This is a genomic window from Actinoplanes sp. L3-i22 (assembly GCF_019704555.1).
In the GTDB taxonomy this organism is placed as follows: domain Bacteria; phylum Actinomycetota; class Actinomycetes; order Mycobacteriales; family Micromonosporaceae; genus Actinoplanes.
On sequence record NZ_AP024745.1, the window covers coordinates 11,363,945 to 11,389,032 of the forward strand.

Annotated in this window: 25 protein-coding genes; 11 read left to right on the forward strand and 14 right to left on the reverse strand. The window is 71.5% G+C overall.

Annotation, left to right across the window (positions count from 1 at the left end):
• Positions 1–247: 247 nt before the first annotated feature.
• Positions 248–1,156 carry a DMT family transporter gene (locus tag L3i22_RS50375; RefSeq protein ID WP_255657735.1) on the reverse strand — a complete coding sequence of 303 codons (909 nt, stop codon included), beginning with the start codon at positions 1,154–1,156 and terminating at the stop codon, positions 248–250.
• Positions 1,157–1,317: 161 nt separating this feature from the next.
• Between L3i22_RS50375 and L3i22_RS50380 the strand changes: the two genes are divergently transcribed.
• Both L3i22_RS50380 and L3i22_RS50385 read left to right on the forward strand, forming a co-directional pair.
• Entirely contained in the window at positions 1,318–2,016 is a 699-nt protein-coding gene (locus L3i22_RS50380) for an HAD family hydrolase (RefSeq protein ID WP_221324474.1), read from the forward strand.
• A gap of 5 nt (positions 2,017–2,021) precedes the next feature.
• A complete protein-coding gene (locus tag L3i22_RS50385) occupies positions 2,022–2,522 on the forward strand; it encodes a hypothetical protein (protein WP_221330552.1) in 501 nt (166 codons plus the stop codon).
• A gap of 144 nt (positions 2,523–2,666) precedes the next feature.
• On the opposite strand, the gene L3i22_RS50390 is transcribed toward L3i22_RS50385, so the two are convergent.
• Positions 2,667–3,536: a PhzF family phenazine biosynthesis protein gene (locus L3i22_RS50390; protein ID WP_221324475.1), complete on the reverse strand. Its 870-nt coding sequence runs from the start codon at positions 3,534–3,536 to the stop codon at positions 2,667–2,669.
• 27 nt (positions 3,537–3,563) lie between these two features.
• Here L3i22_RS50390 and L3i22_RS50395 point away from each other — a divergent pair, with 27 nt between their 5' ends.
• From L3i22_RS50395 to L3i22_RS50405, 3 genes are read left to right on the forward strand one after another with little or no spacing between them, the layout of a single operon-like run.
• Positions 3,564–4,841 carry a magnesium transporter MgtE N-terminal domain-containing protein gene (locus L3i22_RS50395; RefSeq protein WP_221324476.1) on the forward strand — a complete coding sequence of 426 codons (1,278 nt, stop codon included), beginning with the start codon at positions 3,564–3,566 and terminating at the stop codon, positions 4,839–4,841.
• Positions 4,838–5,362, forward strand: coding sequence for a DUF1003 domain-containing protein (locus tag L3i22_RS50400; protein WP_221324477.1), 525 nt, complete (start codon positions 4,838–4,840; stop codon positions 5,360–5,362). Before L3i22_RS50395 ends, L3i22_RS50400 begins: the two co-directional genes overlap by 4 nt.
• 21 nt (positions 5,363–5,383) lie before the next feature.
• On the forward strand, positions 5,384–6,532 hold the full coding sequence (locus tag L3i22_RS50405; protein WP_221324478.1) for an Mrp/NBP35 family ATP-binding protein: 1,149 nt from the start codon (positions 5,384–5,386) through the stop codon (positions 6,530–6,532).
• Between the two features lie 39 nt (positions 6,533–6,571).
• Here L3i22_RS50405 and L3i22_RS50410 read toward each other — a convergent pair whose 3' ends face one another.
• Positions 6,572–7,009 carry a preprotein translocase subunit TatB gene (locus L3i22_RS50410; RefSeq protein ID WP_221324479.1) on the reverse strand — a complete coding sequence of 146 codons (438 nt, stop codon included), beginning with the start codon at positions 7,007–7,009 and terminating at the stop codon, positions 6,572–6,574.
• Between the two features lie 69 nt (positions 7,010–7,078).
• Positions 7,079–8,335 (reverse strand): S1C family serine protease, encoded by a 1,257-nt coding sequence (locus L3i22_RS50415; RefSeq protein ID WP_221324480.1) that lies wholly within the window; start codon positions 8,333–8,335, stop codon positions 7,079–7,081.
• A gap of 291 nt (positions 8,336–8,626) precedes the next feature.
• Between L3i22_RS50415 and L3i22_RS50420 the strand changes: the two genes are divergently transcribed.
• Entirely contained in the window at positions 8,627–9,199 is a 573-nt protein-coding gene (locus L3i22_RS50420; protein WP_221330553.1) for an O-methyltransferase, read from the forward strand.
• On the opposite strand, the gene L3i22_RS50425 is transcribed toward L3i22_RS50420, so the two are convergent.
• Positions 9,164–10,564, reverse strand: coding sequence for a M17 family metallopeptidase (locus tag L3i22_RS50425; protein WP_255657736.1), 1,401 nt, complete (start codon positions 10,562–10,564; stop codon positions 9,164–9,166). The two genes, L3i22_RS50420 and L3i22_RS50425, sit on opposite strands and share 36 nt — an antisense overlap.
• Before the next feature lie 92 nt (positions 10,565–10,656).
• Complete coding sequence (locus tag L3i22_RS50430) at positions 10,657–10,824, reverse strand: DUF3117 domain-containing protein (RefSeq protein WP_014447667.1); 168 nt, start codon at positions 10,822–10,824, stop codon at positions 10,657–10,659.
• 272 nt (positions 10,825–11,096) lie between these two features.
• Here L3i22_RS50430 and L3i22_RS50435 point away from each other — a divergent pair, with 272 nt between their 5' ends.
• Positions 11,097–11,912 (forward strand): PaaX family transcriptional regulator C-terminal domain-containing protein, encoded by an 816-nt coding sequence (locus L3i22_RS50435; RefSeq protein WP_221324482.1) that lies wholly within the window; start codon positions 11,097–11,099, stop codon positions 11,910–11,912.
• Positions 11,909–12,694, forward strand: coding sequence for an enoyl-CoA hydratase-related protein (locus L3i22_RS50440; RefSeq protein WP_221324483.1), 786 nt, complete (start codon positions 11,909–11,911; stop codon positions 12,692–12,694). The genes L3i22_RS50435 and L3i22_RS50440 overlap by 4 nt, the downstream gene beginning before the upstream one ends.
• Here L3i22_RS50440 and L3i22_RS50445 read toward each other — a convergent pair.
• From L3i22_RS50445 to ndhC, 5 genes are read right to left on the reverse strand one after another with little or no spacing between them, the layout of a single operon-like run.
• The gene (locus L3i22_RS50445; RefSeq protein ID WP_221324484.1) at positions 12,691–13,203 is read right to left on the reverse strand and encodes a hypothetical protein; all 513 of its coding nucleotides are present in this window, start codon (positions 13,201–13,203) and stop codon (positions 12,691–12,693) included. The two genes, L3i22_RS50440 and L3i22_RS50445, sit on opposite strands and share 4 nt — an antisense overlap.
• 4 nt (positions 13,204–13,207) lie before the next feature.
• A complete protein-coding gene (locus L3i22_RS50450) occupies positions 13,208–13,786 on the reverse strand; it encodes a DNA-3-methyladenine glycosylase I (protein WP_304523448.1) in 579 nt (192 codons plus the stop codon).
• The gene (locus tag L3i22_RS50455; RefSeq protein ID WP_221330555.1) at positions 13,783–14,277 is read right to left on the reverse strand and encodes an SRPBCC family protein; all 495 of its coding nucleotides are present in this window, start codon (positions 14,275–14,277) and stop codon (positions 13,783–13,785) included. The genes L3i22_RS50450 and L3i22_RS50455 overlap by 4 nt, the downstream gene beginning before the upstream one ends.
• Positions 14,274–14,795 (reverse strand): DivIVA domain-containing protein, encoded by a 522-nt coding sequence (locus L3i22_RS50460; RefSeq protein WP_255657737.1) that lies wholly within the window; start codon positions 14,793–14,795, stop codon positions 14,274–14,276. Before L3i22_RS50460 ends, L3i22_RS50455 begins: the two co-directional genes overlap by 4 nt.
• A gap of 52 nt (positions 14,796–14,847) precedes the next feature.
• Complete coding sequence (ndhC, locus tag L3i22_RS50465) at positions 14,848–15,225, reverse strand: NADH-quinone oxidoreductase subunit A (protein ID WP_221324485.1); 378 nt, start codon at positions 15,223–15,225, stop codon at positions 14,848–14,850.
• Between the two features lie 164 nt (positions 15,226–15,389).
• On the opposite strand from ndhC, the gene L3i22_RS50470 reads away from it, so the two are divergent.
• Entirely contained in the window at positions 15,390–17,243 is a 1,854-nt protein-coding gene (locus L3i22_RS50470; RefSeq protein WP_221324486.1) for a 2-oxoacid:acceptor oxidoreductase subunit alpha, read from the forward strand.
• Positions 17,236–18,258, forward strand: coding sequence for a 2-oxoacid:ferredoxin oxidoreductase subunit beta (locus tag L3i22_RS50475; RefSeq protein ID WP_221324487.1), 1,023 nt, complete (start codon positions 17,236–17,238; stop codon positions 18,256–18,258). Before L3i22_RS50470 ends, L3i22_RS50475 begins: the two co-directional genes overlap by 8 nt.
• 375 nt (positions 18,259–18,633) lie before the next feature.
• Here the strand turns inward: L3i22_RS50475 and L3i22_RS50480 are convergent, their stop codons facing one another.
• The 3 genes from L3i22_RS50480 to L3i22_RS50490 form a co-directional block, all read right to left on the reverse strand.
• Complete coding sequence (locus L3i22_RS50480; protein ID WP_221324488.1) at positions 18,634–19,650, reverse strand: TrkA family potassium uptake protein; 1,017 nt, start codon at positions 19,648–19,650, stop codon at positions 18,634–18,636.
• An 81-nt stretch (positions 19,651–19,731) separates the two neighbouring features.
• The gene (locus tag L3i22_RS50485; RefSeq protein WP_221324489.1) at positions 19,732–22,341 is read right to left on the reverse strand and encodes an adenylate/guanylate cyclase domain-containing protein; all 2,610 of its coding nucleotides are present in this window, start codon (positions 22,339–22,341) and stop codon (positions 19,732–19,734) included.
• 911 nt (positions 22,342–23,252) lie between these two features.
• The gene (locus L3i22_RS50490; protein ID WP_221324490.1) at positions 23,253–23,465 is read right to left on the reverse strand and encodes a zinc ribbon domain-containing protein; all 213 of its coding nucleotides are present in this window, start codon (positions 23,463–23,465) and stop codon (positions 23,253–23,255) included.
• 598 nt (positions 23,466–24,063) lie between these two features.
• Here L3i22_RS50490 and L3i22_RS50495 point away from each other — a divergent pair.
• Entirely contained in the window at positions 24,064–25,026 is a 963-nt protein-coding gene (locus L3i22_RS50495) for a hypothetical protein (protein ID WP_221324491.1), read from the forward strand.
• Positions 25,027–25,088: the final 62 nt, after the last annotated feature.

Below are 25,088 nucleotides of genomic sequence, written 5' to 3' on the forward strand. Positions count from 1 at the left end.
CGTGCCCACCCCCGTCCCGCCACCCCAGCGGCGCACAAGGCCGACCGATGGGTGCAACGACCGGCCGGGGCCGCCCGGTCACGGCCGGAAGACCACTAAAAGCCGCAAATCAGGCAATGAGGTTGACGCTCCAGGTCCGGCCGCCGCTCACGCGCCGTTTCGGCCCAACCAAAACCCATTGGAGGTACGGCATTCAGCACCGCCCCCACGAAGAACGCCGCCCCGGTCGAAGAACGCCGCCCCGGTCCTAGTCGGCGAGCGCCGGAGCCCCCGCCCGGCGATTCGCCCGCGCCGCCCCGAGGATCGTCACCGCCACCCCGGCCAGCAGCAGACCCAGCCCGGGCAGCGCACCGGCCCGTGGCGTCTGGCCCAGCCAGAGCCAGGCCAGCAGCGCCGCCCCCGGCACCTCGAGCAGGATCAGCACACTGACCGTGGTCGCCGAGGTGTGCTCCAGGGCGTAGTTGAACATCGAGTGCCCGAGCAGTTGCGCACCCGCCACCAGCGCCAGGATTGCCGCCCAGGTCCGGCCGTCGTACCCATGCAAGGGAATGCCACCGGTCACGCAGACCGCAGCCAGGACCACCGCACAGACCCCATAACAGATCCAGGTGTACGTCGTCGTGCTCAGTGCCGCCCGGGCCTGTTCGCCGAGCGCCGTGTAGATCGCGGCGAAGATCGCCCCGAGCACGGCCAGCACGTCGGCGAGCACCGCCTGCCCGGAGACGCCGACGTCGGCGCCGGTCGCCCAGGCCGCGCCGGCCACCGCCAGGGCGATGCCGGTCCACCCGGCCGCGGACGGCCGCCGTCCCTGCCAGGCCGCGATCAGTCCCTGCCACACCGGCTGGGTCGCGACCAGCGCCGTCGAGGTCGCCACCGTGCCCAGCTGCACGCTCGGCATCCACGTCCCGAAGTGCGCGGCCAGCGCCAGGCCCGCGAGCAGGCAGAACATCCCGGCCCGGCGCCGGGAGCCGCGGATCGCGTCGCGCACCTCGCCGCGGCGCGGGCCGAGTGCGACAGGCGTCAGCGCCACCGACGCGAGCCCGTTGCGCCAGAACGCGATCGCCAGCGCCGGGGCCGACGCGAACGCGATCAGCGGCGCCGACGAGGAGACCGCGAGCACCGCCACCACCAGCGCGAACACCGTCAGCGGCGCCATCCGATGCCCTGATGAGCGCACATTCATCACCGACCGTCATTTCTTGCACACAGCAGCTGGGGTGTTTGCCACTGTCGGTTGGCGGACAGTGACGGAATCGCTACAGTCACCGACGGCCCTATGCCGATTTCTACCCCTCGATGCCTTGGAGGCCGATTCCCATGCCCGCATTCCGTGCGGTGGTGTTCGACTTCTTCGGCACGCTCACCCGCTCGGTTCAGCGCGGTCCACAGCACGCGGACATCGCCCGGTCGCTCGGCGCCGACCCGGAAGCGGTCCGGGGCGTGCTGGACCGGACCTTCCGGGCCCGGGCCTGCGGCCGGTACGGGTCGGCCGAGGCCACCCTGCGCTGGGTGATCGAGCAGGCCGGTGGGGCGCCCCGGCCGGGCGCCATCCGCGCGGCGATGCCGGCCCGGGTCGACGCCCTGCGCGCCGACACCCAGCTGCGGCCGGACGCGGTCGGCGCGCTCACCGCGATCCGCCGCCGCGGCGTGCGCACGGCACTGATCAGCGACTGCACCCACGAGCTGCCCGCCTTCCTGCCCGGGCTCCCGGTGGCGCCACTGCTGGACGCCCAGATCTTCTCCGTCGAGCTGGGCATCTGCAAGCCGGACCCGCGGATCTACCGGGCCGCCTGCGACGCGCTGGACGTGGCCCCGGAGGACTGCCTCTACGTCGGGGACGGGGGCAGCCACGAGCTGACCGGCGCTGCCGCGGTCGGCATGACCCCGGTCCGGCTGGCCGCCCGCGACCTGGCGAACCACCTGGTCTTCGACGCGGACACGAACTTCGCCGGCCGCACCGTCCGGTCCCTCACCGAAGTGCTCACGCTGCTGGACCACACTCCGGTGCTGGTCTGACTACCATCACAGGCGTGACCGGAGTGCTGGACGAGGCGATCAAGAAGGCGGCCATCGCCTGGATCTCGGTGGGCGACGGGCCGGCCTACGCGCTCTGGTGCCTGCCGGTGGAGACGTCGCTGGCGGTGATCAGCGGGCCCGGCGAGCAGTTCGCACCCGGCCTGGCCGAGGCCGACCGCGCGACCGTGCGCCTGCGCGGCGACCACGGCGGCCTGATCGTGACGACCGAGGCCACCGTCGCCCGGCTCGATCCGAACGGCCCGGAGTGGGCGGAGATCGCGCCGCAGCTCGCCACCAAACGCCTGAACGCCTCCGGCAGTGCCGACGAGCTGACGGCCCGGTGGGCGGCCGCGGACTGCGCGCTGGTCCGGCTCACCCCGGTCGAGGAGACCCTGATCGCGGCCCCGGACCTGGGCGACGCGGCCGGCTCGGCGACTCCCCGGGAGACCCCGGCCCGCGTCGAGACCCGCAAGCCGTTCCGCCTGCACCGCGTCACCCGTCGCTGACCTGCCGAAACGCTCCACGGAGTTATCCACAGTCCGGGGTTGTCCACAGGCCCCCAGCGCGGCGCCGCCCATTCCCGCGACAATGGCACTGGGACGTCCCCCCGGTGGTGGGTGGGGGACTGATCTGGCGGTGATCTTGGGCAATCAGCCGATGAACGGTGGGACAGCGATCTTGCCGCTGGCCACCGGATAGACGTGACCGCTGACCGTGGCTGACGTGGCGGCGCCGGACTCGGCGGTCACCGTGCAGTCCAGGATCGAGGGGCGTTTCATCTCGACGCCCTGGTGGACGCGGAACGTCGAGACACCCTCGCCCGGGAGCCAGCCCGCGGCGACCAGCCACACCCCGAGACCCAGGGCTGCCGAGCCGGTGGCCGGGTCCTCCCAGACCGCGTCGCCGGGGACGAACACCCGGGCGTGCGCCTGGCCGTCGGCCCAGGAGAAGACGCTCAGGCCGGTTACGCCGTGCCGGGCGGCGGCCCACGGGTCCAGGTGGATGGTGGCGAGGGCGGAACGCCGTACCGGAAAGAAGATCCAATCGAGACCACAGCCGGCCTCGCGCGGAACGGCGGAGGTCTCCCGGTCCTCGGCCGTCAGGCCGGTGATCTCCAGCAGCGCGGCCGGGTCGGCCGGAGCGCCGAGCCGGGGCGGAGCACCGGTCAGCGTGGCCGCGCCGGCGGCGGTCACGTCGAGTGGCAGCAGCCCCGCGCCGCACTCCTGCACCACCCGTCCGGGGCCGAAACGGCCCTGCCGCATCAGCGTCACCGCGGTGCCGACGCTGGGGTGACCGGCGAACGGCAGCTCCTGCGAGCCGGTGAAGATCCGCACCCGGTAGGTCGCCGCGGGATCCGTCGGCGGGAGCACGAAAACGGTCTCGGCCAGGTTGAACTCCCGGGCCAGCAGCTGCATCTGGGCGGTGTCCAGATGCTCGGCCCCGAGGACCACCGCAAGCGGATTGCCGGCAAAGGGTCGATCCGTGAACACGTCGACGATCTCGTAGGCCACGGTGGACATGTCCGGACCCTAACCTAATCTGGGGCTGTGACCATGGGGACGAGGGTTTATCTGGCCCGCCTGGCCGGTCTGCCGGTGTTCGACCCCAACGGCGATCGTGTCGGCCGGGTGCGGGACGCGGTTGTCCGGCTGCGCACCACGAACCGACCGCCGCAAGTCGTCGGCCTGGTGGCCGAGATGGCGCTGCGGCGACGCATCTTCCTGCCGATCGGCCGGATCACCGGCATGGACGCCGAGTCGGTGGTGCTCGGGACCGGCTCGCTGAACCTGCGCCGGTTCGAGAAACGGCCGAACGAGCTGCTCGTCCTGGAGGACCTGCTGGACCGCCGGGTCACCGTCGAGCCCGAGCAGGCCGGCGGGGTGGAGCACATCGGCGTGGTCCTGGACATCGGGATGGAGCTGAACCGGAACACCGAGTGGGTCGTCTCCCGGGTCGCGGTCCGCGAGCACACCGGGCGGCTGGCCCGTCGCGGCCACGTCTACCAGGTGGAGTACGACCGGGTCCGCGGCCTGGTCGGCCCGACCGACACGCAGGGCACGTCGAACCTGCTCGCCCTGCTGGAGCAGATGCGCCCGGCGGACATGGCGAACGCGCTGCAGGACCTGCCGGACGCCCGGCGCAACGAGGTGGCCGCCGCGCTGAGCGACCGCAAGCTCGCCGACGTGCTGGAGGAGCTGCCCGAGCACGACCAGGTGGAGATCCTGGCCCGGCTGGACCGGGAGCGGGCCGCCGACGTGCTGGAGCGGATGGACCCGGACGACGCCGCCGACCTGCTGGCCGAGCTGCCCAAGGCGGAGCAGGCGGTGCTGCTGGACCTGATGGAGCCGGAGGAGGCCGCGCCGGTCCGTCAGCTGATGAACTACCGCCCGGGCACCGCGGGCAGTGTGATGACCTCCGAGCCGGTGATCCTCACCCCGGACGCGACGGTCGCCGAGGCGCTGGCCCGGATCCGCGAGCCGGAGCTGTCGCCGGTGGTCGCCGCGCAGGTGTTCGTGGCGCGGGCACCGAGCGCCACCCCGACCGGGAAGTATCTGGGCATGGTCCACTTCCAGCGCCTGCTGCGCGAGCCGCCGGCGTCGATCGTGGGCGGGCTGGTGGACAGCGACCTCGAGCCGCTGCGGCCGGACATCGGGCTGCCCGAGATCACCCGGCGGATGGCGATGTACGACATGGTCGCGATGCCGGTGGTCGACGGAACGAATCGGCTGCTCGGCGCGGTCACCGTCGACGACCTGCTGGACCACTCGCTGCCTCGGGACTGGCGTGACCGCGACGCGCACGACGACGAGGAGCTTCCGACATGAGCGAAACTCGGCGCGACCGGTTGGATCAGCCCCGCGAGCCGGGGCGGATGCAGCTGCCCCGGTTCGACCCGGAGGCGTTCGGCCGGTGGTCGGAGAGCATCGCGCGGTACATGGGGACGGCGAAGTTCATCGTCTACATGACGATCGTGATCGGCGCCTGGTTCGCCTGGAACACGCTGGCGCCGGACGCGATGCGGTTCGACCCGTACACGTTCACGTTCCTCACCCTGATCCTGTCGCTGCAGGCGTCGTACGCCGCCCCGCTGATCCTGCTGGCGCAGAACCGGCAGACCGACCGGGACCGCCTGGGCATGGAGGAGGATCGACGCCGGGCGGCCATGCAGAAGGCCGACACCGAATTCCTGACCCGGGAGATCGCTTCCCTGCGGATCGCTCTGGGCGAGGTTGCGACCAGGGATTTCGTACGGTCTGAGCTGGCTCGCCTGGCCGACGAGTTGGACGAGGCGGCGCACCGCAGGGAGAAGCGCGCCCGTATGGAGTGGGAAGAGGACCACCCCTGACGTGGACGTAACATAAGCAGCATGTCCGCACCCGCATCCACCCTCGAGGACGCCGTTCAGGCAGCTCTGGCGACCGTCGACGACCCCGAGATCCGCCGCCCGATCACCGATCTCGGCATGGTCCAGGGCTTCACCGTCACCGATGGCCTGGTCAAGGTCGACCTGCTGCTCACCGTCGCCGGCTGCCCCCTGCGCGACAAGCTGACCAACGACATCACCGCCGCGGTCACCAAGGTCCCCGGGATCACCGGCGCCGAGATCAACTTCGGCGTGATGACCGAGGAACAGCGCAAGTCGCTGCAGACCACCCTGCGCGGTGGCGGCACCGAGGAACCGGTCATCCCGTTCGCCCAGCCCGGCTCCCGGACCAGGGTGTACGCGGTGGCCAGCGGCAAGGGCGGGGTCGGCAAGTCCAGCGTGACGGTGAACCTGGCCGTCGCGCTCGCCAAGCGGGGCCTGTCGGTCGGCGTGGTCGACGCGGACATCTACGGCCACTCGGTGCCGCGGATGCTCGGCGTGGAGAGCCGCCCCACCCGGGTCGAGGACATGATCATGCCGCCGCAGTCGCACGGCGTGAAGGTGATCTCGATCGGCATGTTCACCGCCGGCAACGCCGCGGTGGTCTGGCGCGGCCCGATGCTGCACCGGGCGCTGCAGCAGTTCCTCGCCGACGTCTACTGGGGCGACCTGGACGTGCTGCTGCTCGACCTGCCCCCGGGCACCGGCGACGTGGCGATCTCCCTGGCCCAGCTGCTGCCGAACGCGGAGATCCTGGTCGTCACCACCCCGCAGATGGCCGCCGCCGAGGTGGCCGAGCGGGCCGGCGCGATCGCGCTGCAGACCCACCAGCGGCTGGTCGGCGTGGTGGAGAACATGTCCTGGCTCGAGCTGCCGGACGGGTCCCGCATGGAGGTCTTCGGCTCCGGCGGCGGGCAGACCGTGGCCGATTCGCTGAGCCAGACCATCGGGGCGCGGGTGCCGCTGCTCGGCCAGATCCCGCTGGACACCCTGGTCCGCGAGGCCGGCGACGCCGGCAACCCGATCGTGCTGGCCGCCCCGGAGTCACCGGCGGCGAAGGCGCTCGACGCCGTGGCCGACAAACTGGCCGTCCGCCGAGAGTCCCTGGTCGGCAAGCCGCTCGGCCTCATGGTGAACGCCAAGCGGGGCTGACACTCCTCGGGCCGCGGTCTTCGGACCGCGGCCTTCGTTTTACGTCGCGTCGAGGTCGAAGCGCTGGGCCGGGCGAGGCGCCTCGACCGGCGTGGCGGCCGGCTTCCGGGTGGCGGCGCCCTTGATGTCGGCGGCGGTCTCGTTGAGGTGGGACTTCACACCGTTGAGCTCCGTCTTGACGCCGTTCAGATCCTGCTTCACATCCTCGAAGAGGCTCTGCAGCGGCTTGCGCAGCGACTGCTCCTCGTCCTCGCTGAGGATGTGCTTGCGGATGAACGCCTTCGGATGCAGATCCTCCAGCTGGATGTCGGTGCCCAGCTCACGGCTCAGGTCCGAGGTCGCGTTCTGCGCCATGGCGCGCAGCCCGCGGAGCATCTTCAGCCCCTCCCCGATCACCTTGGGCAGGCGTTCCCCGAAGATCAGCAGCGCCAGCATGAGCAGCGCGCCGATCTCCCACCAGTTCAGATTCTCGAACACGAGCGGCCTCCCGAGCGTCCGGGAGCAAGCGTACGCACGGAGTCTGTCCGCGAACACCCCACCGGGCTGTTAGTTGGTGTCTGCGGCGAGCGTCACGGAGGCCGAGGCGGTCTTGGTGCCGCGCCGGTACTCCACCGCGACGACCGCGCCGGGGGCGTGCTTGCGCACCAGGGCGATCAGGTCGGTGCCGTCCTGCAGCGGGCGGCCGTCGAGCTTGGTGAGCACGTCACCGGCCTTCAGACCGGCCGCGGCGGCCGGACCGGCCGGCTCGACCGAGCGCAGCTTGGCCCCGGTGGCGCCGCTGCCCCCGGTGGTGACCTCGGCGCCGATCACGGTGCGCCGGGCCTTGCCGGTGTCGATGATGTCCTGCGCGATCCGCTTCGCCTGGTTGATCGGGATGGCGAAGGCGAGACCGATGTTGCCGGCCTCGGTGTCCGCGCCGCCGACCGAGCGGATCACCGAGTTCACCCCGATGACCTGACCGGCCGCGTTCACCAGCGGGCCGCCGGAGTTGCCCTGGTTGACCGCGGCGTCGGTCTGGACGGCCGCGTAGTAGCGCGTGGTGCCGCCCGACTCGCCGGCCTCGATGGTGCGGTCGAGGGCGCTGACGATCCCGTACGTCACGGTGTTCTCCAGCGCGAGGGGTGAGCCGAAAGCGAGCACCGGGTCACCCACCGCGATCGCGTCCGAATCCCCGAACTCGACCGCGGGCAGATTCGGCTTTGCGACTTTGATCACCGCGATGTCGGACTCCGGAGCCCGCCCGACCAGCTTCGCGGCGGCCGTGGTGCCGTCGCTGAAGGAGACCGACATGGTCGTCCCGGCGCCGTCCACCACGTGGTCGTTGGTGATCACGTAGCCGTCCGCGGAGACCACGAAACCGGACCCGATCGCACCTGTCACGTGCACGGTGACGACGCTCGGCTGGACCTTTTTCGCCACCCCGGCGAGCGATTCCGGGTCCCGGGCGGCCACCGCCGGGGCCTGCTGACCGGACGCGCCGAGCTGGGTGCCGCCGCCGGTGACGTAGCCGCCCCGGACCGCGAAGACGAAGCCCAGGGTCCCGCCGACACCCCCCGCGAGCAGGGCGGTGAGCAGGCAGATCAACAACACTGGAGCGTACGACCGGCGGGGCGCGTCCGGATCCGGAACCGGGTCCAGCGCGGGGCCGCCGGTGGACGCCGGCGCCGGCAGCACGACCGCGGCCGGGGCATGCGGGTCCCGCCACGGATCGTTTGTCGCGTCGCTCCACCAGGGCGACCCGGACGGCGGCTGCTCGTGCCCGCCGGGCACAGACGACGGGCGCCAATTCCAGCCGTCGGTCACGTGGGGCCTCCAGTCATCGCTCGCCCGGCTCCGCATCCAGGATGACACGGATTACGAGCGCCGTGCCGTCCAGCCGAGGCCCTGCCGCCCCGAGTGGCCTGTTTATCCATCGACAGCACCGTGCATCACGGGTAGTCATCGCTCTACTCTCTTATCCGATGTGCGTGGTTAGCCGCGACATCGCACCCCGCCGCACGGAGGTTCGTCATCATCGGTCCCGCCGCCCGCTCCTTCGGCCAGCAATCCGGCCACTCCACGCCGTTCGCCGAGACCTACGCGACCGAGGACCCGATCCTGCAGACCGCCCGCTCGCTCGCGCACGAGCTCGGCCTGCCCTGTGTCTCCCCCGGCGCCGGCTCCGTGCTGCGCCTGCTGGCCGCGGCCGGCAACGCCAAGGCCGTCGTCGAGATCGGCACCGGCACCGGCGTGAGCGGCATCTGGCTGCTCCGCGGCATGCGCCCGGACGGGGTGCTCACCACGATCGACGTCGAGCACGAGCATCAGCGGATCGCCCGCCGGGTGTTCGTCGAGGCCGGCTTCGCGCCGGGGCGGACCCGGATCATCAGCGGCCGGTCGCTCGACGTGCTCCCCCGGCTCGCCGACGGGGCGTACGACCTGATCTTCGTGGACGCCGACACCACCGAGTTCGCCGCGTGCACCGAGGCGGCACTGCGGCTGCTGCGGACCGGCGGCGTGCTGATCGTGAACGGGGTGCACGCCGGCGGCCGGATCAGCGACCCGTCCGCCCGCGACGTGGACACCCTGACCGTGCGCGAGACGGTGAAGTCGATCCGCGAGTCCGAGGACTGGATCCCGGCGGTCATCTCGTCAGGCGCCGGATTGCTGACCGCCGTCAAGCGTTGACAGGTAGCGCACCAGCATGCGGGCGCCCCAGCCGGTGGCGCCCTTGGTGAGGGCGCCGTCGTGGGCCTCGGCCCAGGACGGGGCGGACATGTCCAGGTGGGCCCAGGGGGCGGCGCCGAAGAAGTCGCGCAGGAAGAGCGCGGCCATCACCGAGCCCGGCCCGGACGGGGCGCTGACCCGGTCGGCGATGTCGCTGCGCAGGTATTCCACGTAGTCGCCGGGCATCGGCAGCCGCCACATCCGCTCGCCGGCCGCGTCACCGGCCGCGGCGAGCGCCGCCGCCAGCTCGTCGTCCGGGCTGTAGAGGGCGGCTGTGCGCTTGCCCAGCGCGACCGCGTTCGCCCCGGTCAGCGTCGCCAGGTTGAGCACCAGGTCGGGCTTCAGCTCGGCGGCCGCGTACGCCAGCGCGTCGGCCAGCACGATCCGGCCCTCGGCGTCCGAGTTCGTGTTCTCGCTGGTCGACCCGTCGTAGTGGGTGATCACGTCGCCGGGGCGGAAGGCCGCGCCGCCGATCGCGTTCTCGGCGAGCGGGGTGAGTGCGGTGATCCGGACCGGCAGGCCCAGGTCCGCCGCGGCGAGCGTGGCGGCGACGACCGCGGCCGCCCCGCCCATGTCCTTCTTCATCAGCTTCATCGCGTCGCGCGGCTTGATCGAGATGCCGCCGGTGTCGAACGTGATGCCCTTGCCGACCAGCACCACGTGCCGCGGCGACGGCACCCCCGGCGGGGTCCAGGAGAGCTCGGCGAAGCGCGGCGGCGAGACCGAACCGGCGCCGACCGCCCGCAGGCCGCCGAACCGCTCCAGCTCGGCACCGGCGAGCACCTTGACGGTCACGCCCGGCCGGCCCGCCGCCTCGGCGACCACCTGGGCGGCGAACCACTCCGGGGTCTTCAGCGACGCCGGCGTGTTGGTCAGGTCCCGGGCCAGCCACGCGGCGGTGGCGGTGGCCCGCGCCTGGGCGAGGCCACGTTCGTACCGTGATGGGTTGTCGCTGATCAGATCCGCCGGGCCGGACCGAGGCGGGGTGGGCGCGTCGCGATAGCGGTAGCCGCCCAGCCAGAGCCCTTCGGCGAGGCCGCGCACCGCGGCCTCGGACGCACCGTCCGGAATCTTGATCTGGGCATGTTCGTCGTCCGCCAGCGCCCGGACGATCGCCGCGCCGGCGGCTCGCCAGCCGGCCTCGTCGCCGTCGCCGAGGCCGGCCAGCAGCACCCGGGACGGGCGCCTCAGCGGGCGCGGCAGGACGGTGATCTCGCCGGTTCCCAGCGCTCCGGGAAGCGCGGCCAACTCGGCGCCGACGTCGCCCGGCAGCACCTCACCGACCGGAACAACCCAGGTGCGCTGATCGTCCAGCACTTCAGTCAAGCCGATGGAGAACACGGGAGGATGACCTTTCCGTAAGACGTGGAAAGCCCGCCGGTACGGGCGGTACCGTACCGGCGGGCTCGCGTGAAACGTCAGCCGGCGATCGACTTCAACGCGTCACCCAGCGCGTTGGCCTCGTCCGGGGTCATCTCCACGACGAGACGGCCACCACCCTCCAGCGGGACGCGCATGACGATGCCACGGCCCTCCTTGGTGACCTCCAGCGGACCATCGCCCGTCCGCGGCTTCATCGCCGCCATTTTGTCTCCCCTCAGACCTACGTCAGGGTTGGTGGGTTACCCCACAGCCACTTGCTCCTGGAATGCCAGCAGCGCGTCACGTGCTCAGCCCCACGTGATGCGGTGCTCGTTTCCGACCGGCGGCCGTACAGGCCGTTTCACGCCTTCGCGTGTCGCGGCCCACCGTGCCGATCAAACATTTTCCCTGATGAACACCGGCGAACCCAAACCCAGCCCGGGCGGATGTGACAGCGTCTAGCATATCGTCTTTCGGGCTGTCACAATGTGCGGTCATGCAGGCGCGGTCCGCACTCTTCGACCTGTACGGCGACTACCTGCGCACCCGGGGCTCCCGAGCACCGGTCGCCGCCCTCGTGCGGCTGCTCGCTCCGCTGGACATCGCAGCCCCAGCGGTCCGCACTGCCGTGTCGAGAATGGTGCGACAAGGCTGGCTTCATCCGTTGCGTCTGGCCTCCGGACCGGGCTATCTGCTCACTCCGAGGGCCGCGCGCCGGCTGGACGAGGCCACCGCCCGGGTCTATCGAACCGGACGCGGCGGCTGGGACGGCCGATTCGACATGATCATGCTGCACGATCCGCCGCTGGCCCGGCGGGAGGCCGAGCGCGTGGCGTTCCTCGGCTACGGGCCGCTCAGCGATCAGATCTGGGTCGCCCCGCGCGCGTCGGACGAGCTGGAGGCGGCGCTGCAGGAGGCCGGCACGGCATACGACCGGTTCAGCGCCAGCCACACGGCCGGCTCCGCGGGCGCCGCCGCGATCGTCGGCCGGGCCTGGGACCTGGACCGGATCGGACGTTCGTACCGGGCCTTCGAGGACGAGTTGCTGCCGGTGGTGAAAGCGGTCAACGGGCGCAGTTCGGACGAGGAGGCGTATGCCGCGCGTTTCCGGCTCGTCCACGCCTGGCGCTCGTTCCTGTTCCAGGATCCGCAACTGCCCGCCGCGCTGCTGCCGTCCGGCTGGCCGGGTCTGCACGCCGCGGTCTTCTTCGACAAGCACGCCGCCCGATTGCGCCCCGCCGCCGACCGGTACGTCGAGCGTTGCCTGCACGCAGCTCAGAAGAGCGCCCGTGTGGGATTCTCTGACACATGACCGACGTGCTCCTCGTCGACCGCACTGACGCGGTCGTCACACTGACCCTGAACCGGCCCGAGGCGATGAACTCCTTCACCGTGGACCTCAAGGAGGCTCTGCGGGACACCCTGGCGCAGCTGGAGACCGACCGGTCCTGCCGGGCGATCGTGCTGGCCGGCGCCGGGAACGCCTTCTGCGGCGGGCAGGACCTGCGCGAGCACGCGGCGCTGCTGGAGAAGAGCACCGACCTGGACACCGTCCGGGTGCACTACAACCCGATCGCCCAGCGGCTGGCCAGCATGCCGAAGCCGGTGGTCGCCGCGGTGCGCGGGATGGCGGCCGGCGCCGGCGCGTCGCTGGCGATGCTCGCCGACTTCCGGATCGGCGGGCCGAAGACGTCGTTCCTGATGGCGTTCGCGAACGTCGGCCTGGCCGGCGACAGCGGCATCTCCTGGTCGCTGCCGCGGATCGTCGGGCACGCCCGGGCCGTCGAGCTGCTGCTGCTCGCCGAGCCGGTGAAGGCCCAGCGAGCGTACGAGATCGGCATGCTCTCCCGGCTCCTCGAGGACGACGAGCAGGTGCTCCCGGTCGCCCAGGAGCTGGCCGCGCGCCTGGCCGCCGGCCCGACCGTGGCCTACGGCGCGATCAAGCGGGAGCTGTCCATCGGTGACGCCGGGACGCTCTCCGACGCGCTGGCCGCCGAGGCGCAGGCGCAGTCGATCTGCGGGGCCACCGCCGACCACAAGAACGCGGTGGACGCGTTCGTCAACAAGCGGAAGCCGGTTTACGAGGGCCGCTAGTCCTCGTCCTCGTCCTCTTCCTCGGGGTCCTGGTTCGCCTCGACCCCGAGGACGAAGGCCTGCATGGCCAGCTCGTCACCGGACGGCCAGACGTAGGTCGGCAGCTCCCGCGGGCCCAGCTCGTTCACGTGCGACCAGTACTGCCGGACCGCCTCGGCCGGGCTGACCGCCTCGATCGGCATGGCCACGCTGACCAGCCAGCTCCGCTTCGGCGGGGTCTGGCCGAGCCGGTCGGCGAAGCGCCGGAAGTCGGCCTCGGCGAGCGGGCCGCTGCTCAGCCCGGCGGCCGGGACCGGCTCGTCGAAGGCGCGGCGCAGGTAGGCCAGCGCGGTGTACTCGGCGGCCTTCTCGACCCGGGTCAGCGCGACCACCTGCTCGTCGGCGACCAGCAGCACCTCGTCACCCGGGGACAGGCCGGCCGGGGCGCCCCGCACCACCACGACGTCCTGCTGGAACAACCGTTCCGTCGCCCACTGCTCCGCGTCCATGACCACCGACCACCGTTCCATGCCCCTATCCCATCACGGGCACCCAGCAGCCGATCAGATGGTCGTCAACCATGCCGGTGGCCTGCATCAACGCGTACGCCGTGGTGGGTCCGACGAATTTGAAACCGCGCTTCTTCAGCGTCTTGGCCATCGTCGTGGACTCCGGGGTGACGGCCGGAACGTCCTTCATCCCGGCCGGCCGCGGGCGCTTCGCCGGCGCGAACGACCAGAGCAGCTCGGTGAGCTCGCCCGGCGCCAGGTCGGCGGCGACGCGCGCGTTGTGCATCGCGGCGTCGACCTTCATCCGGTTCCGGACGATGCCGGCGTCGGCCATCAGGCGGGTCGCGTCGCTCTCGTCGTACGTCGCGACCTTGGCGATCGCGAAGTCGTCGAACGCGGCCCGGAACGCCGGGCGCTTGCGCAGGATGGTGATCCAGGACAGGCCGGACTGGAACGCCTCCAGGGTGAGCCGCTCGAACAGGGCGTCGTCACCGCGGACCGGCCGGCCCCACTCGGTGTCGTGGTACGTCGCGTACTCCGGGGAGCTGCCGCCCCAGAAGCAGCGGGCCTTGCCGTCATCCCCGATCGCGAGATCGTCCGTCACGGCAGGCGCCCCTGTTCGATCAGGCGGCCGAACTTCTTCAGCGCGCCGGTGAAGCCGAGCTTGGAGCCGGGCCAGAGCACCGGCCAGGCGATCTTGCCGACCGGGCCGGCCGGCAGGTGGAACCACTCGTGCAGGACCACCTGGGTACGGTCGCCGGACATCGCGGTGCAGCGCATCGAGCCCGGGCCGCGGAGCACCTTGCCGCAGTGCACGACGCGGACCTCGTACGGCGCGTTCACCTTCACCACGCGCAACTCGTCCCGCAGCACCGCCGGGCCGATCGCGGTGACCGCCTCGACCAGGCTGCCCTCGCCGCCGTCGCCCTCGACCACCCGGACCCGGGTGAACGGGATCCACTCGCCCTGCTTCTCCCAGTCCATGAAGGCCGCGAAGACCTTCGCCGCCGGGGCGTTCACGATCACCGTGGCGGTGAACTCCCCGGAGCCGGGACGGGCGGCATCGTCGGCGCCCCCGGCTGGGCCGCTGCTCATCGAGTCTCCGCCGGCTCCTCGTCGGTGGCGGGCGGCGGGATCTCCGCCACCTCGACGACCGGGCCGGCGTTCTCGTTCTCGGCCTTCTCGCGGTCGGCCTTCAGGTTCTCGGCCTTCTCGCTCTCGGCCTTCTCGCTCTCGGCGGCGGCCTGGGACGGCGCGATCGCGGCCTCCCGGGCGGCGCGCAGCGCGTCGGCGTCCTCGGTCCGGCCCTCGCGCAGCGCTGCCACCTCTGCCTCCAGCACGCCGATCAGCTCACCCTTGTAGCCGATGTCGTACGCCGCGCGCTGCAGCGCCTGGTCGACCTGAGCCATCCGGTACCCCCGCCAGGCCGTGTCGAACCTGGTCTTCGCGATGTCCTCCTCGCCCAGCGGGCGATCGCCGGGCAGCGGCACCGACTGGCCATCGGGCTCGACCGGGGTGAGCCCGGAGTCGCCCCCGCTCAGCAGAACGGTCACGCCGAAGACGATCGTCCCGACGACCAGTGCTACGACAATGAAGAGCAGAAGCTGACTCATGCGCACGATGTTGACATGTCGGCTTTCCGGAGGCGAGTCCGCCACCCAAGTCTCACGTCCAGGTCAAGATCTTCTTACGCCACGCATAGAGGATGCCCAGGGCCAGCACAGCCACGAAGACGGCCATCTCGGCGATCGCGGCGCCGCCGAAGCCGGGAAGATCGAAGATCACGGCCCACGGGAAGAGGAAAACGGCTTCCACCGCGAAAAGCACATAAAGGTACGCATACACGTAGTACCTGATCTGCGCCTGCGCCCAGTCGCCGCCGACCGGGTCGATGCCGCTCTCATACGGGATCCGCTTGCCGGCCGGCTCGGCCGGACGGGCCGGGCGGAGTAGACGGTTCGCCCCGAACGCGGCCACGAACAGCAGGACCCCGGCGGCCAGGACCAGGCCGAGCATGGCGTACGAGCCGAGATATCCCTCCACGATCGGGCAGCCTACCCAAGAGCACTAGCTGGCGGGAGCACTGCCTGGCTACTGTGGGCAACGGTCCGCGGCTGCCTCCGTAAGGAGCGGCGACGTAGTGTGGAAGTGACGATGTGCGGGCCTGCTTCATCGACGTGCGCCCGCGCTCTTTGGAGGTTTGAAACGTGGCCGCTCCCGCGAAGCGAGTCGAGCAGCTGGACCGGGTGGTGATCCGATTCGCCGGGGACTCCGGAGACGGTATGCAGCTCACCGGAGACCGGTTCACCTCGGAGACCGCGCAGCTGGGCAACGACATCTCGACGCTGCCCAACTTCCCCGCCGAGATCCGCGCGCCCGCAGGAACCCTGCCGGGCGTCTCCAGTTTTCAGGTCCACTTCGCCGACTACGACATCCTGACCCCCGGCGACTCGCCGAACGTGCTGGTCGCGATGAACCCGGCCGCCCTGAAGGCGAACCTGGCGGACCTGCCGCCCGGGGCCGACATCATCGTCAACACCGACGAGTTCACCAAGCGCAACCTGGCCAAGGTCGGCTACCCGGCCAGCCCCCTGGAGGACGGCTCCCTCGCCGAGTTCGCCGTGCACCCGGTCGCGCTGACCTCGATGACCGTCGGCGCGCTGGCCGATCTCGGCATCGCCAAGAAGGATGCCGAACGCGCCAAGAACATGTTCGCGCTGGGCCTGCTGAGCTGGATGTACTCGCGGCCCTTCGAGTCCACCCTGCGGTTCCTGGAACGCAAGTTCGCCAAGCGGCCGGAGCTGGTCGCGGCGAACAAGACCGCGTTCCGCGCCGGGTGGAACTACGGCGAGACCGCCGAGCTGTTCTCGGTGCGCTACGAGATCAAACCGGCCAAGATGCGACCGGGGACCTACCGGAACATCACCGGCAACCAGGCGCTCGCGCTCGGGCTGGTGGCCGCGACCGTGCGGTCCAAGCTGCCGCTGTTCCTCGGGGCGTACCCGATCACCCCGGCCTCGGACATCCTGCACGAGCTGTCCAAGCACAAGCGGTTCGGGATCACCACGATGCAGGCCGAGGACGAGATCGCGGCGATCGGGGCGGCCCTGGGCGCGGCGTACGGCGGCGCCCTGGGGGTCACCACCACCTCGGGGCCGGGCGTGGCGCTCAAGGGCGAGACGATCTCGCTGGCCATCGCGCTGGAGCTGCCGCTGATCATCGTCGACGTGCAGCGGGCCGGCCCGTCGACCGGGATGCCGACCAAGACCGAGCAGGCCGACCTGAACATGGCGCTGTACGGCCGGCACGGCGAGGCGCCGCTCGCGGTGATCGCCCCGAAGTCACCGTCGGACTGCTTCCACGCCGCGTTGGAGGCGGCGCGGATCGCGGTCACCTACCGGACTCCGGTCATCCTGCTGTCGGACAACTACGTGGCGAACGGGTCCGAGCCGTGGCTGCTGCCGTCGGTCGACGAGCTGCCTGACCTGTCCGTCGAATTCGCCACCGCGCCCAACGCGGAAGACGGAAAGTTCCTGCCCTACCTGCGCGATCCGGTGACGATGGCCCGACCATGGGCGGTCCCGGGCACGCCGGGGCTGGAGCACCGGATCGGCGGGCTGGAGAAGGCCGACAAGACCGGCGACATCTCCTACGACCCGGCGAACCACGAGTTCATGGTCCGCACCCGGGCCGCCCGGATCGAGGCGATCCAGGTGCCGGACGTGGACGTGGAGGACCCGTCCGAGGCGGCGCGCGTGCTGGTGCTGGGCTGGGGCTCGACCTACGGGCCGATCGGGGCGGCCTGCCGGGCGTTGCGGCAGCGCGGGCTGACGATCGCGCAGGCGCACCTGCGGCACCTGTCGCCGCTGCCGGCCAACCTCGGTGAGGTGCTCGCGGCGTACGAGAAGGTGGTTGTCCCGGAGATGAACCTCGGCCAGCTCGCCCACGTGATCCGGGCCCGGTACCTGGTCGACGCGGTGCCGTTCAACCAGGTCAGCGGTCTTCCCTTCACGGCGGCGACGCTGGAGAGCATGCTGGAGGACGTGGTCAAGAATGGCTAGTTCCACGGTGCCGCTGAAACTGACGATGAAGGACTTCAAGTCCGATCAGGAGGTGCGCTGGTGCCCGGGCTGCGGTGACTACGCGATCCTGGCCGCGGTCCAGAGCTTCATGCCCGAGCTGGGCATCCCCCGGGAGAACATCGTCTTCGTCTCCGGGATCGGCTGTTCGTCCCGGTTCCCGTACTACATGAACACGTACGGGATGCACTCGATCCACGGGCGCGCGCCGGCGATCGCGACCGGGCTCTCCGCGTCCCGGCCGGACCTGAGCGTCTGGGTGGTGACCGGGGACGGCGACGCGCTCTCGATCGGCGGCAACCACCTGATCCACGCGCTGCGCCGCAACGTCAACCTGAAGATCCTGCTGTTCAACAACCGGATCTACGGCCTGACCAAGGGGCAGTACTCGCCGACCTCCGAGCTCGGCAAGATCACCAAGTCGACGCCGGCCGGGTCGGCGGACTCGCCGTTCAACCCGCTCTCACTGGCGCTCGGCGCCGAGGCGACGTTCGTGGCCCGGACCATCGACTCCGACCGCAAGCACCTGCAGTCGGTGCTGCGGGCGGCGGCCGAGCACGAGGGTTCCGCGTTCGTCGAGATCTACCAGAACTGCAACATCTTCAACGACGGCGCGTTCGACCTGATCAAGGACGCCGAGTCGCGGGACGAGCACCTGATCCGGCTGGAGCAGGGGCAGCCGATCACTTTCGGTCGCGAGAACGAGTGGTCGGTCGTGCATCCGGAGGGCAGTTTCGGTCTCAAGGTCCAGTCGGGCGGGACGCCGATCGTGCACGACGCGACCGTCGAGGACCCGGCGTACGCGTTCGCGCTGTCCCGGCTCTCCGGGTCGGATCTGAACACGACGCCGATCGGGGTGTTCCGGAACGTGCAGCGGCCGTCCTACGACGAGATCGTCCGGAAGCAGTTGCTGGACGCTCGGGCGGAGACCACCGGCACGCCCGAGGAGATGCTCGACGATCTCCTCAACACCGGCGACACCTGGACCATCCTCTGATCAAAACCGGCGGTTCGGTCCGGCATCCTTCGATGCCGGGCCGTTCTTGTTCGGTACGGCCTGAGCACCGCCCGCACCCGAGCACCGCCCGCAGCCCCGCCGCAAGCCCGGCCGGCGCGGCGCTCGCGGCACTCGGCTGATCCTCAGGGGTGTTTCCGGTCGGTGCCGGCCGGGACCGGGAGGCGCGGCCGGGTCTGGAGCAGCGGCCGGCTCGCGGGGTCCTTTGAAACCGCAACCACCCGCGGACGTCGCCCTTTCGGGCCTCGCGTTCTGGGCGCCCCGCGCCCTGCGAGGCCCGGAAGGGTCCCCGCGGGAGCGACGATCAGTTATTGGCCGCAGCCGAGGCAATAAAGAATTTGATCCTGATTTTCCGGCTCAGAAGGAGACGCCGGTCGGCGCGGCCTCGTCGGCGCGGATGTAGACCAGCAGGTCGCCGGTCTCGATGTTGACGATCTGCTCGCCGCCGAGCGGAAGGACCTTGCCGCGGCGGATCAGGGCGACCACCAGGGTCGAGAGCTGGCGCGGGTTCTGGCCGACCTCGGAGCGTTCCGCGGAGCGCATCGCGAGGGCCATCCCCTGGCCGGGGGTGAGCAGGTCCTCGACGACGTCGATCAGCGGCGGCGCGGTGGTGGTCAGGCCGAGCAGGCGGCCCGCGGTCGACGAGGAGACGATCACGTGGTGCGCGCCGGACTGCTTGAGCAGCGCGGCGTTCTCCTGCTCGCGGACCGCGGCGATGATCCGGACCTGGCCGGCGGTCAGCTGCCGGACGGTCAGCGTGATCAGCACCGACGCCTCGTCCTGGTCGGTCGCGATGATCACCGACTTGGCGTTCTTCACGTCCGCCTCGAGCAGCACCGCCGAGCGGGTCGCGTTGCCCTCGATCACCACGAAGCCGTTGGAGGTGGCCTGCCGGACGGCGACCTCCCGGTTCTCCACGATCACGATCCGGGACTTGTCGTAGCCGGTCTCCAGCAGCGCGGCGACCGCGGCCCGGCCCTTGGTGCCGTAGCCGCAGATGATCACGTGGTCCTTCAACTTGCGCCTCCACCGGCTGATCCGCAGGCCCCTGCGGTACTGATCGGTCAGCACTTCCAGGGTGGTGCCGACCAGGATGATCAGGAAGAGCACCCGGGCCGGCGTGATGAACAGGACGTTGACCAGCCGGGCGCCCTGCGTCGCCGGGGTGATGTCGCCGTACCCGGTGGTGGAGAGCGAGACGACCGAGTAGTAGAAGCAGTCGAGCAGGCTGAGCCCGTCCCCGTTGACGTCGCGGTAGCCGTCCCGGTCCGAGTAGACGACCGCGACCGCGCTCAGGACCAGGAAGATCGCCATCGCCAACCGGACGGCGAGAGCTCTCAACGGTCCCTGTCGGACCAGCGGAAGATGAATCATGGCAGCGCCTGCACGGACACACCCTAATCAGATCAGTAGTCGGAGTGATCCGCATCATCCGATCCTCAGAATGGGCCCGATTCAGCGGACTATCTGGGCAAACCGTGCGGCGCCGTCCTCCAGGTCCGGGTGCTCGACGGCCAGCGCCATCGCCACCACCCGGTCGAAGCCCAGGGTCGCGCCGTCCGCGTAGGCCGCGTCGAACGCCGCGTCGCCGAGCGCCAGGCGCAACGCGATCTGCTGCGCCGACCAGAACGCCCCGAACGACTCGGTGCGCCGCGCCCCGCGGGCCGCCTCCGCCCCACCGAACAGGACCGTCGCGGTCACCGTGTCACCGCCCAGCGCGCACCGGGCCGCGATCGCCGCCACCGCGTCCGCCGCCGCGCCCCGGAAGCCGTGCCGCAGTCGCGAGCGCAGCGCCACCACCAGGTGATCGTGCGCGGCCACCAGGTCACCCCGGCGCAGCGCGACCATGCCGAGCAGCCAGTCCACCGCCCGCCGCCCGCGGTCCTCGGGACGGCCGGCCTCCAGCTGACGGGCCCCGCCGAGCAGCTCGGCCGCCTCGGTCAGCGCGTCCCGCCGCCAGAACAGCTCGGCCAGCGCGAGCACGGCCGGCAGCGACTCGGTCGCCACCCCGGCCCGCTCCGCCTCGGCGATCACCGACCGGCAGGACGTCTCGGTGGCCTCCGCGCCGTGCTCGTCCAGCCGGATCCGGCGGCTGCCCAGGGCCCGGACCAGCAGCGCCGGGTCACCGGCCCGTCGCGCCGCGGCCTCCGCCCGGAGCAGGAACTCGTCCCGCTCGCCCGGGTCGTCGGCCAGGTCGGCGTGGATCAGGTAGGCCTGGGCCAGCTCGGCCGGCTCGGTGGCGTCGTCGGCGCGCCGGTACAGCCCGGCGAGCAGGGAGCGGCCCTCACCGGCGCCGCCGTGCTCGCGCCACCACGGGTTCAGCGCGCCGGCCAGGCGCAGGCCGGCCCGGACGTCACCACCCGCGGCCGCCCAGCGCAGCGCGGTCTGCCACTCCGCCACGTACGGCCCGAAGTCGGTCAGCGACACCGTGCGGAGCTGGCCGTCGGTGTCCACCGCGACGTTCGTCAGCGTCTCCAGCGACCAGGCGAGATGCCGGTCCCGGACGGTCGGCTCGTCACCGGCGTCGGCGAGCCGGCGCAGCGCGTACGACCGGACGTGGTCCGACATCCGGTAGCGCGGCCCCGGCACCACCTCGATCAGCGACTTCTCGGCCAGCTCGGAGAGCGCGCTGAGCGCCCCCTCGCCGCACCAGTCCACGGTCGGGAGATCCACCGGCCCGGCGAAGACCGCCAGCCTGCGCAGCAGCTCGGCGGCCCGGCTGCCCAGGCTCCGGTACGACCAGTCCAGGTTGTTCCGCAGACTCTCGTGCCGCCCCTCGCCGCACGCGTCGTTGTCCAGCGCACCGATCGGATCGTCCAGCCGGCGGGCCAGCAGGTCGGCCGGCAGCAGCCGGAGCCGGGCCGCGGCCAGCTCGATCGCGAGCGGCGAGCCCTCCAGCCGCGCCGCCAGCCCGGCCAGCTGCTCGTCGTCGTCCCCGCGCCGGCCCCCGCGAGCCGCCGTCGCCCGCTCCTTGAGCAGCGCGAACGCGTCGGCCGGGGCCATCGGCGGGATCCGCCACACGGTCTCCCCCGGCAGGCCCAGCGGCGCCCGGCCGGTGGCCAGCACGTCCAGCCGGCGGCAGCGGGTCAGCAGCCGGTGCGCCAGCGCCGCGGTCAGGCCCGGCGCCGCGTCGCAGGTCTGCAGGACGACCAGCATCCGCCGCTCGGCGCACTGCTCGACCAGCGTGTCGATCATCGGGCGGCCCGGCTCCGGCCGCAGGCCCAGCGCCGCGGCCAGGGCGGTCGGCAGGCCACCCGGCGCGCTCACCGCGTCGATCGTCCACACCCCACCCGGGTACGCGTCGGCCACCTGCCCGGCCACCGCCAGGCTCAGCCGAGTCTTGCCCGCGCCACCCGCGCCGACCACGCTGACCAGCCGGTGGTGGCTGATCAGCTCGGCCAGCTCGGCGATCTCGGCCGGCCGCCCGACGAACGAGCTGTGCTCGGCCGGCAGGTTGTGCCGGGGCGCCTCGGCCGTCCGCGGACGCGGAAACTCCCGGTCCAGGCCGGGGGCGAGGACCTGGAAGATCCGCTCGTCGTCGTCGAAGCCGCGCAGCCGGAACGCGCCCAGATCCAGCAGATCCACGCCGACCAGCGTCTCCGCGGCGGCGGTCGCCGTGCCGTAGGTCGTGGTCACGGCGAGCGCGGTGGCCTCCGAACACAGCACCTGCCCGCCGTGCGCGGCCGCGGCGACCCGGGCCGCGCGGTGCACCTCGGCGCTGGCGTACTCGGTGCCGATCGGGGTGGCGTGTCCGGTGTGCAGTCCCATCCGGACCCGGGGGACGGCGTCGGCGCGCGGCCAGTCGAACGCGGCGAGCCTCCGCTGAGCCTCCACACAGGCCGCAACGGCCGCATCCGCGTTGTCGAACGCCACGAAGAAGGAGTCACCCTCCGTAAGGAGTTCGACACCACTGAAGTCACTCAGCGCAGCGCGTAACACAGAGCGATGTGCGTTCAGCACAGCGCGATAGGTGTCACCGAGCATCCTGGCCAGCCGCGTGGATCCCTCTATGTCTGTGAACATAAAGGTCACGAGGCCGCTGGGTAGCTCGAGCCGTCCCGACACGGTTGAACCTCCGCCCCCTTGGGAAGTCGCGACTCATGGTGCCGTATCTCAGAGTCACCGCCCATCGTAGAAACGGACGGTAACCATGTTCCCGCCACGGCCGACCCCTTACGGAGGACATCTCCAATCGTGGGATCGACGTCGGCATACGGGACTACGCGTGTCGTAACGAAAGAGATCGAACGCGGAAACGATGCGGTCGGGCAAAACCGCCGGGCTGTTCGGGTGTACCCGTACGTGTCGTCCCAGTTTCTGGGATATCGGGCCTGAGCTGGGCGGATTTGTCGGCAGTGGGTTCAAGGGCGGATACCGAGGGTGAGAATGGACAGGTGGTTGGCGGCCAATGTCGACGGACGACCGGTATCGAGCGGTTTGCAGTAAGGAGTGACGCAGATCACTTTGTAGTGTGAGTGGGTCTCGCGTTTCATCGACCGTTTCAATAGGTCCCGGGCGGTTGGTTGCCACGTTCGGGGCGTGCTGCTCGGGCGCGGCGATGCCTGGGCGCGGGGGCTTTTGAGATCAAGATCTTTTATTGCCTCGGTCCGCCGGGGTACAGATCGTCGCTCCCGCGGGGACCCTTCCGGGTCTCGCAAGGGCGCGGGGCGCCCAGAACACGAGACCCTCCAGGGCGATGTCCGTGGGTGGTTGCGGTTTAAAAGGACCAACGCGAGGGGGCTGCCCGCTTCCGCTACCGCCGCGGGTCGCGGCGTCAGCGGATCCAGGGCGACCTGGTCGGTCGCGGCGCCGTCAGGCGTCGCGGTCTTGATCGGCGGTCGCGGTTCCCGGTGGGCGGTGTCGGTTCGGTGGGCTCGGGCCGGCCGCCGTTCGGTAGGCCTCGGGGGCGGCCGGCCGATGGTTTGGCGGGGTCGGGTTGGTCTGGCCGGGCGCGGTGCTGGTGGGGCTCGGGTGGGTCAGCAGCCGCAGGAACCGCCGCAGCAGCCTCCGCCGCCGCTGCTCGGGGCCGGGGTGGCGCCGCCCCGGCCGGTGACGGCGACTGTGGACAGCAGTTTGACGGTGTCGTCGTGGCCCTCCGGGCAGGCGGCCGGGGCGCTGGCCTCGCGCATCGGGCGGCTGAGCTCGAAGGTGGCGCCACAGGCGCGGCAACGGTAGTCATAACGCGGCATCGGACCAGCGTAAAGCCCCTTTGCCGAGGCGTTGTCCACAGGCCTCCGGCGACTTTCCCAACGTTGGTCGTGGCCCGGTAGGGTCGAGCGCGTGGCGGAGGTACGGAAGAACCCAGCAGAGCGGCCGGAGCTGCGGGCGGCAGCGCCCCATCAGGGCGGCCCCCTGGGCAGTTCCGGAGCGGCTCCGGCCGAGGAGACCTCGGGCGGGAAGCATGCGCTGCCACCCGAGTCCGGCAAGTCGGACACGTCCGCGGCTCCGTCGACGTCCGCAGCCGTGTCCGGGTCCGGGTCCGCGTCGACCTCGGGTGATGCCGGGTCTGCGGGCGGAAAGGCGTCGGAGTCTGACAAGGGCGGGGCTTCGGGCGAGCCGGGTAAGGGCTCAGCCCAGACCGCGGAGGCCGGCAAAGCCTCGGACGGTTCAGGCAAGGCCTCCGAGGCGGGCAAGGACTCGGCCACGGGCAAAGACGCGACAGGCAAGGACTCAGCGGCCGGCAAAGACTCGCCTGCGGACAAAGACTCCGCTGCGGGCAAAGGCTCGGAGGCTGACAAGGGCTCGGCGGGCGACAAGGCTGGGGCCGCGCCGGTCAAGCAGGGGCTGGTGCGCCGGTCGGTGGGGCTGGTCGGCCGGGGTGGGCGGGGCGTGGCGGCCTGGGCGAAACGGCCCAGCGGGCGCGTGATCCTGCCCAGTGTCGTGGTCGTGGCGCTGATCGGGCTCGCCGGCACGGCCGGGGTCTACCTGGTTCCCCGGGCGCTGGAGGCGGCGCCGACGCCGAGTGCCACGCCGACGTTCGGGGCGGCCGGGGCCGTTCCGGCGCCCTCGGCGAGCGATCCCTACGGCCTGGGCGGGCTGCCGTCCGCGCCGGCCGGGGGCGCGTTCCCGGGCTACACGCTGCCGGGCTACACCGCGCCGACGACCGCGTTCGGGGTGCCGAACACCGGGATCGGCACGCCCGGCGGGGTCACCGTGAACCGCCCGGCGGATTCGCTGGCCGCGTGGGCGCAGACCGCCGGCACCAAGGCCGGGATCCCGGTGATCGCGGTCCAGGCGTATGGCTATGCCGAGCTGGTCGCCTCGCAGACCACCCCGACCTGTCACCTGAGCTGGACCACGCTGGCCGCGATCGGCAAGATCGCGTCCGGGCACGGCAGCTCGAACGGCGCGGTGCTCAGCGTCGACGGGGTGGCGCAGCCGACGATCTACGGGCTGCCGCTGGACGGGCAGGGCGGCCGGCTCCTGGTCCAGGACACCGATCAGGGCGTGCTCGACCAGGACACCACGTATGACCGCGAGGTCGGGCCGATGAAGCTGGTGCCGAGCGCGTGGAAAGCATTCCAGGTGGACGCGGACCGGAACGGCACCGCCGACATCAACGACATCGACGACGCCGCGCTGGTCGCCGCGACCCAGCTGTGCAAGGACGCGAAGGGTGGCGTCCGTGACCTGTCCCGGGCCGACTCCTGGTGGGACGGGATCCTGAACTACAACGGCGGCACGCTCCGCGCGTCCGCGCAGAAGATCTTCGAGGCGGCCAACGACTACGGCCAGCGCAGCCGCACCTGACCCGCGCACCGGTCCACGCGGCGCCGAGCCGACCGCGGACGCCCGAACGGCCGGGCCGGGAG

Bases quoted from the DNA above. Each gene is read 5' to 3' on its own strand.
- L3i22_RS50375 (WP_255657735.1), bottom strand. From the start codon at position 1,156: ATGGCGCCGCTGACGGTGTTCGCGCTGGTGGTGGCGGTGCTCGCGGTC.
- L3i22_RS50380 (WP_221324474.1), top strand. From the start codon at position 1,318: ATGCCCGCATTCCGTGCGGTGGTGTTCGACTTCTTCGGCACGCTCACC.
- L3i22_RS50390 (WP_221324475.1), bottom strand. From the start codon at position 3,536: ATGTCCACCGTGGCCTACGAGATCGTCGACGTGTTCACGGATCGACCC.
- L3i22_RS50400 (WP_221324477.1), top strand. From the start codon at position 4,838: ATGAGCGAAACTCGGCGCGACCGGTTGGATCAGCCCCGCGAGCCGGGG.
- L3i22_RS50405 (WP_221324478.1), top strand. From the start codon at position 5,384: ATGTCCGCACCCGCATCCACCCTCGAGGACGCCGTTCAGGCAGCTCTG.
- L3i22_RS50430 (WP_014447667.1), bottom strand. From the start codon at position 10,824: ATGGCGGCGATGAAGCCGCGGACGGGCGATGGTCCGCTGGAGGTCACC.
- L3i22_RS50435 (WP_221324482.1), top strand. From the start codon at position 11,097: ATGCAGGCGCGGTCCGCACTCTTCGACCTGTACGGCGACTACCTGCGC.
- L3i22_RS50440 (WP_221324483.1), top strand. From the start codon at position 11,909: ATGACCGACGTGCTCCTCGTCGACCGCACTGACGCGGTCGTCACACTG.
- L3i22_RS50445 (WP_221324484.1), bottom strand. From the start codon at position 13,203: ATGGAACGGTGGTCGGTGGTCATGGACGCGGAGCAGTGGGCGACGGAA.
- L3i22_RS50455 (WP_221330555.1), bottom strand. From the start codon at position 14,277: ATGAGCAGCGGCCCAGCCGGGGGCGCCGACGATGCCGCCCGTCCCGGC.
- L3i22_RS50460 (WP_255657737.1), bottom strand. From the start codon at position 14,795: ATGAGTCAGCTTCTGCTCTTCATTGTCGTAGCACTGGTCGTCGGGACG.
- L3i22_RS50475 (WP_221324487.1), top strand. From the start codon at position 17,236: ATGGCTAGTTCCACGGTGCCGCTGAAACTGACGATGAAGGACTTCAAG.
- L3i22_RS50480 (WP_221324488.1), bottom strand. From the start codon at position 19,650: ATGATTCATCTTCCGCTGGTCCGACAGGGACCGTTGAGAGCTCTCGCC.
- L3i22_RS50490 (WP_221324490.1), bottom strand. From the start codon at position 23,465: ATGCCGCGTTATGACTACCGTTGCCGCGCCTGTGGCGCCACCTTCGAG.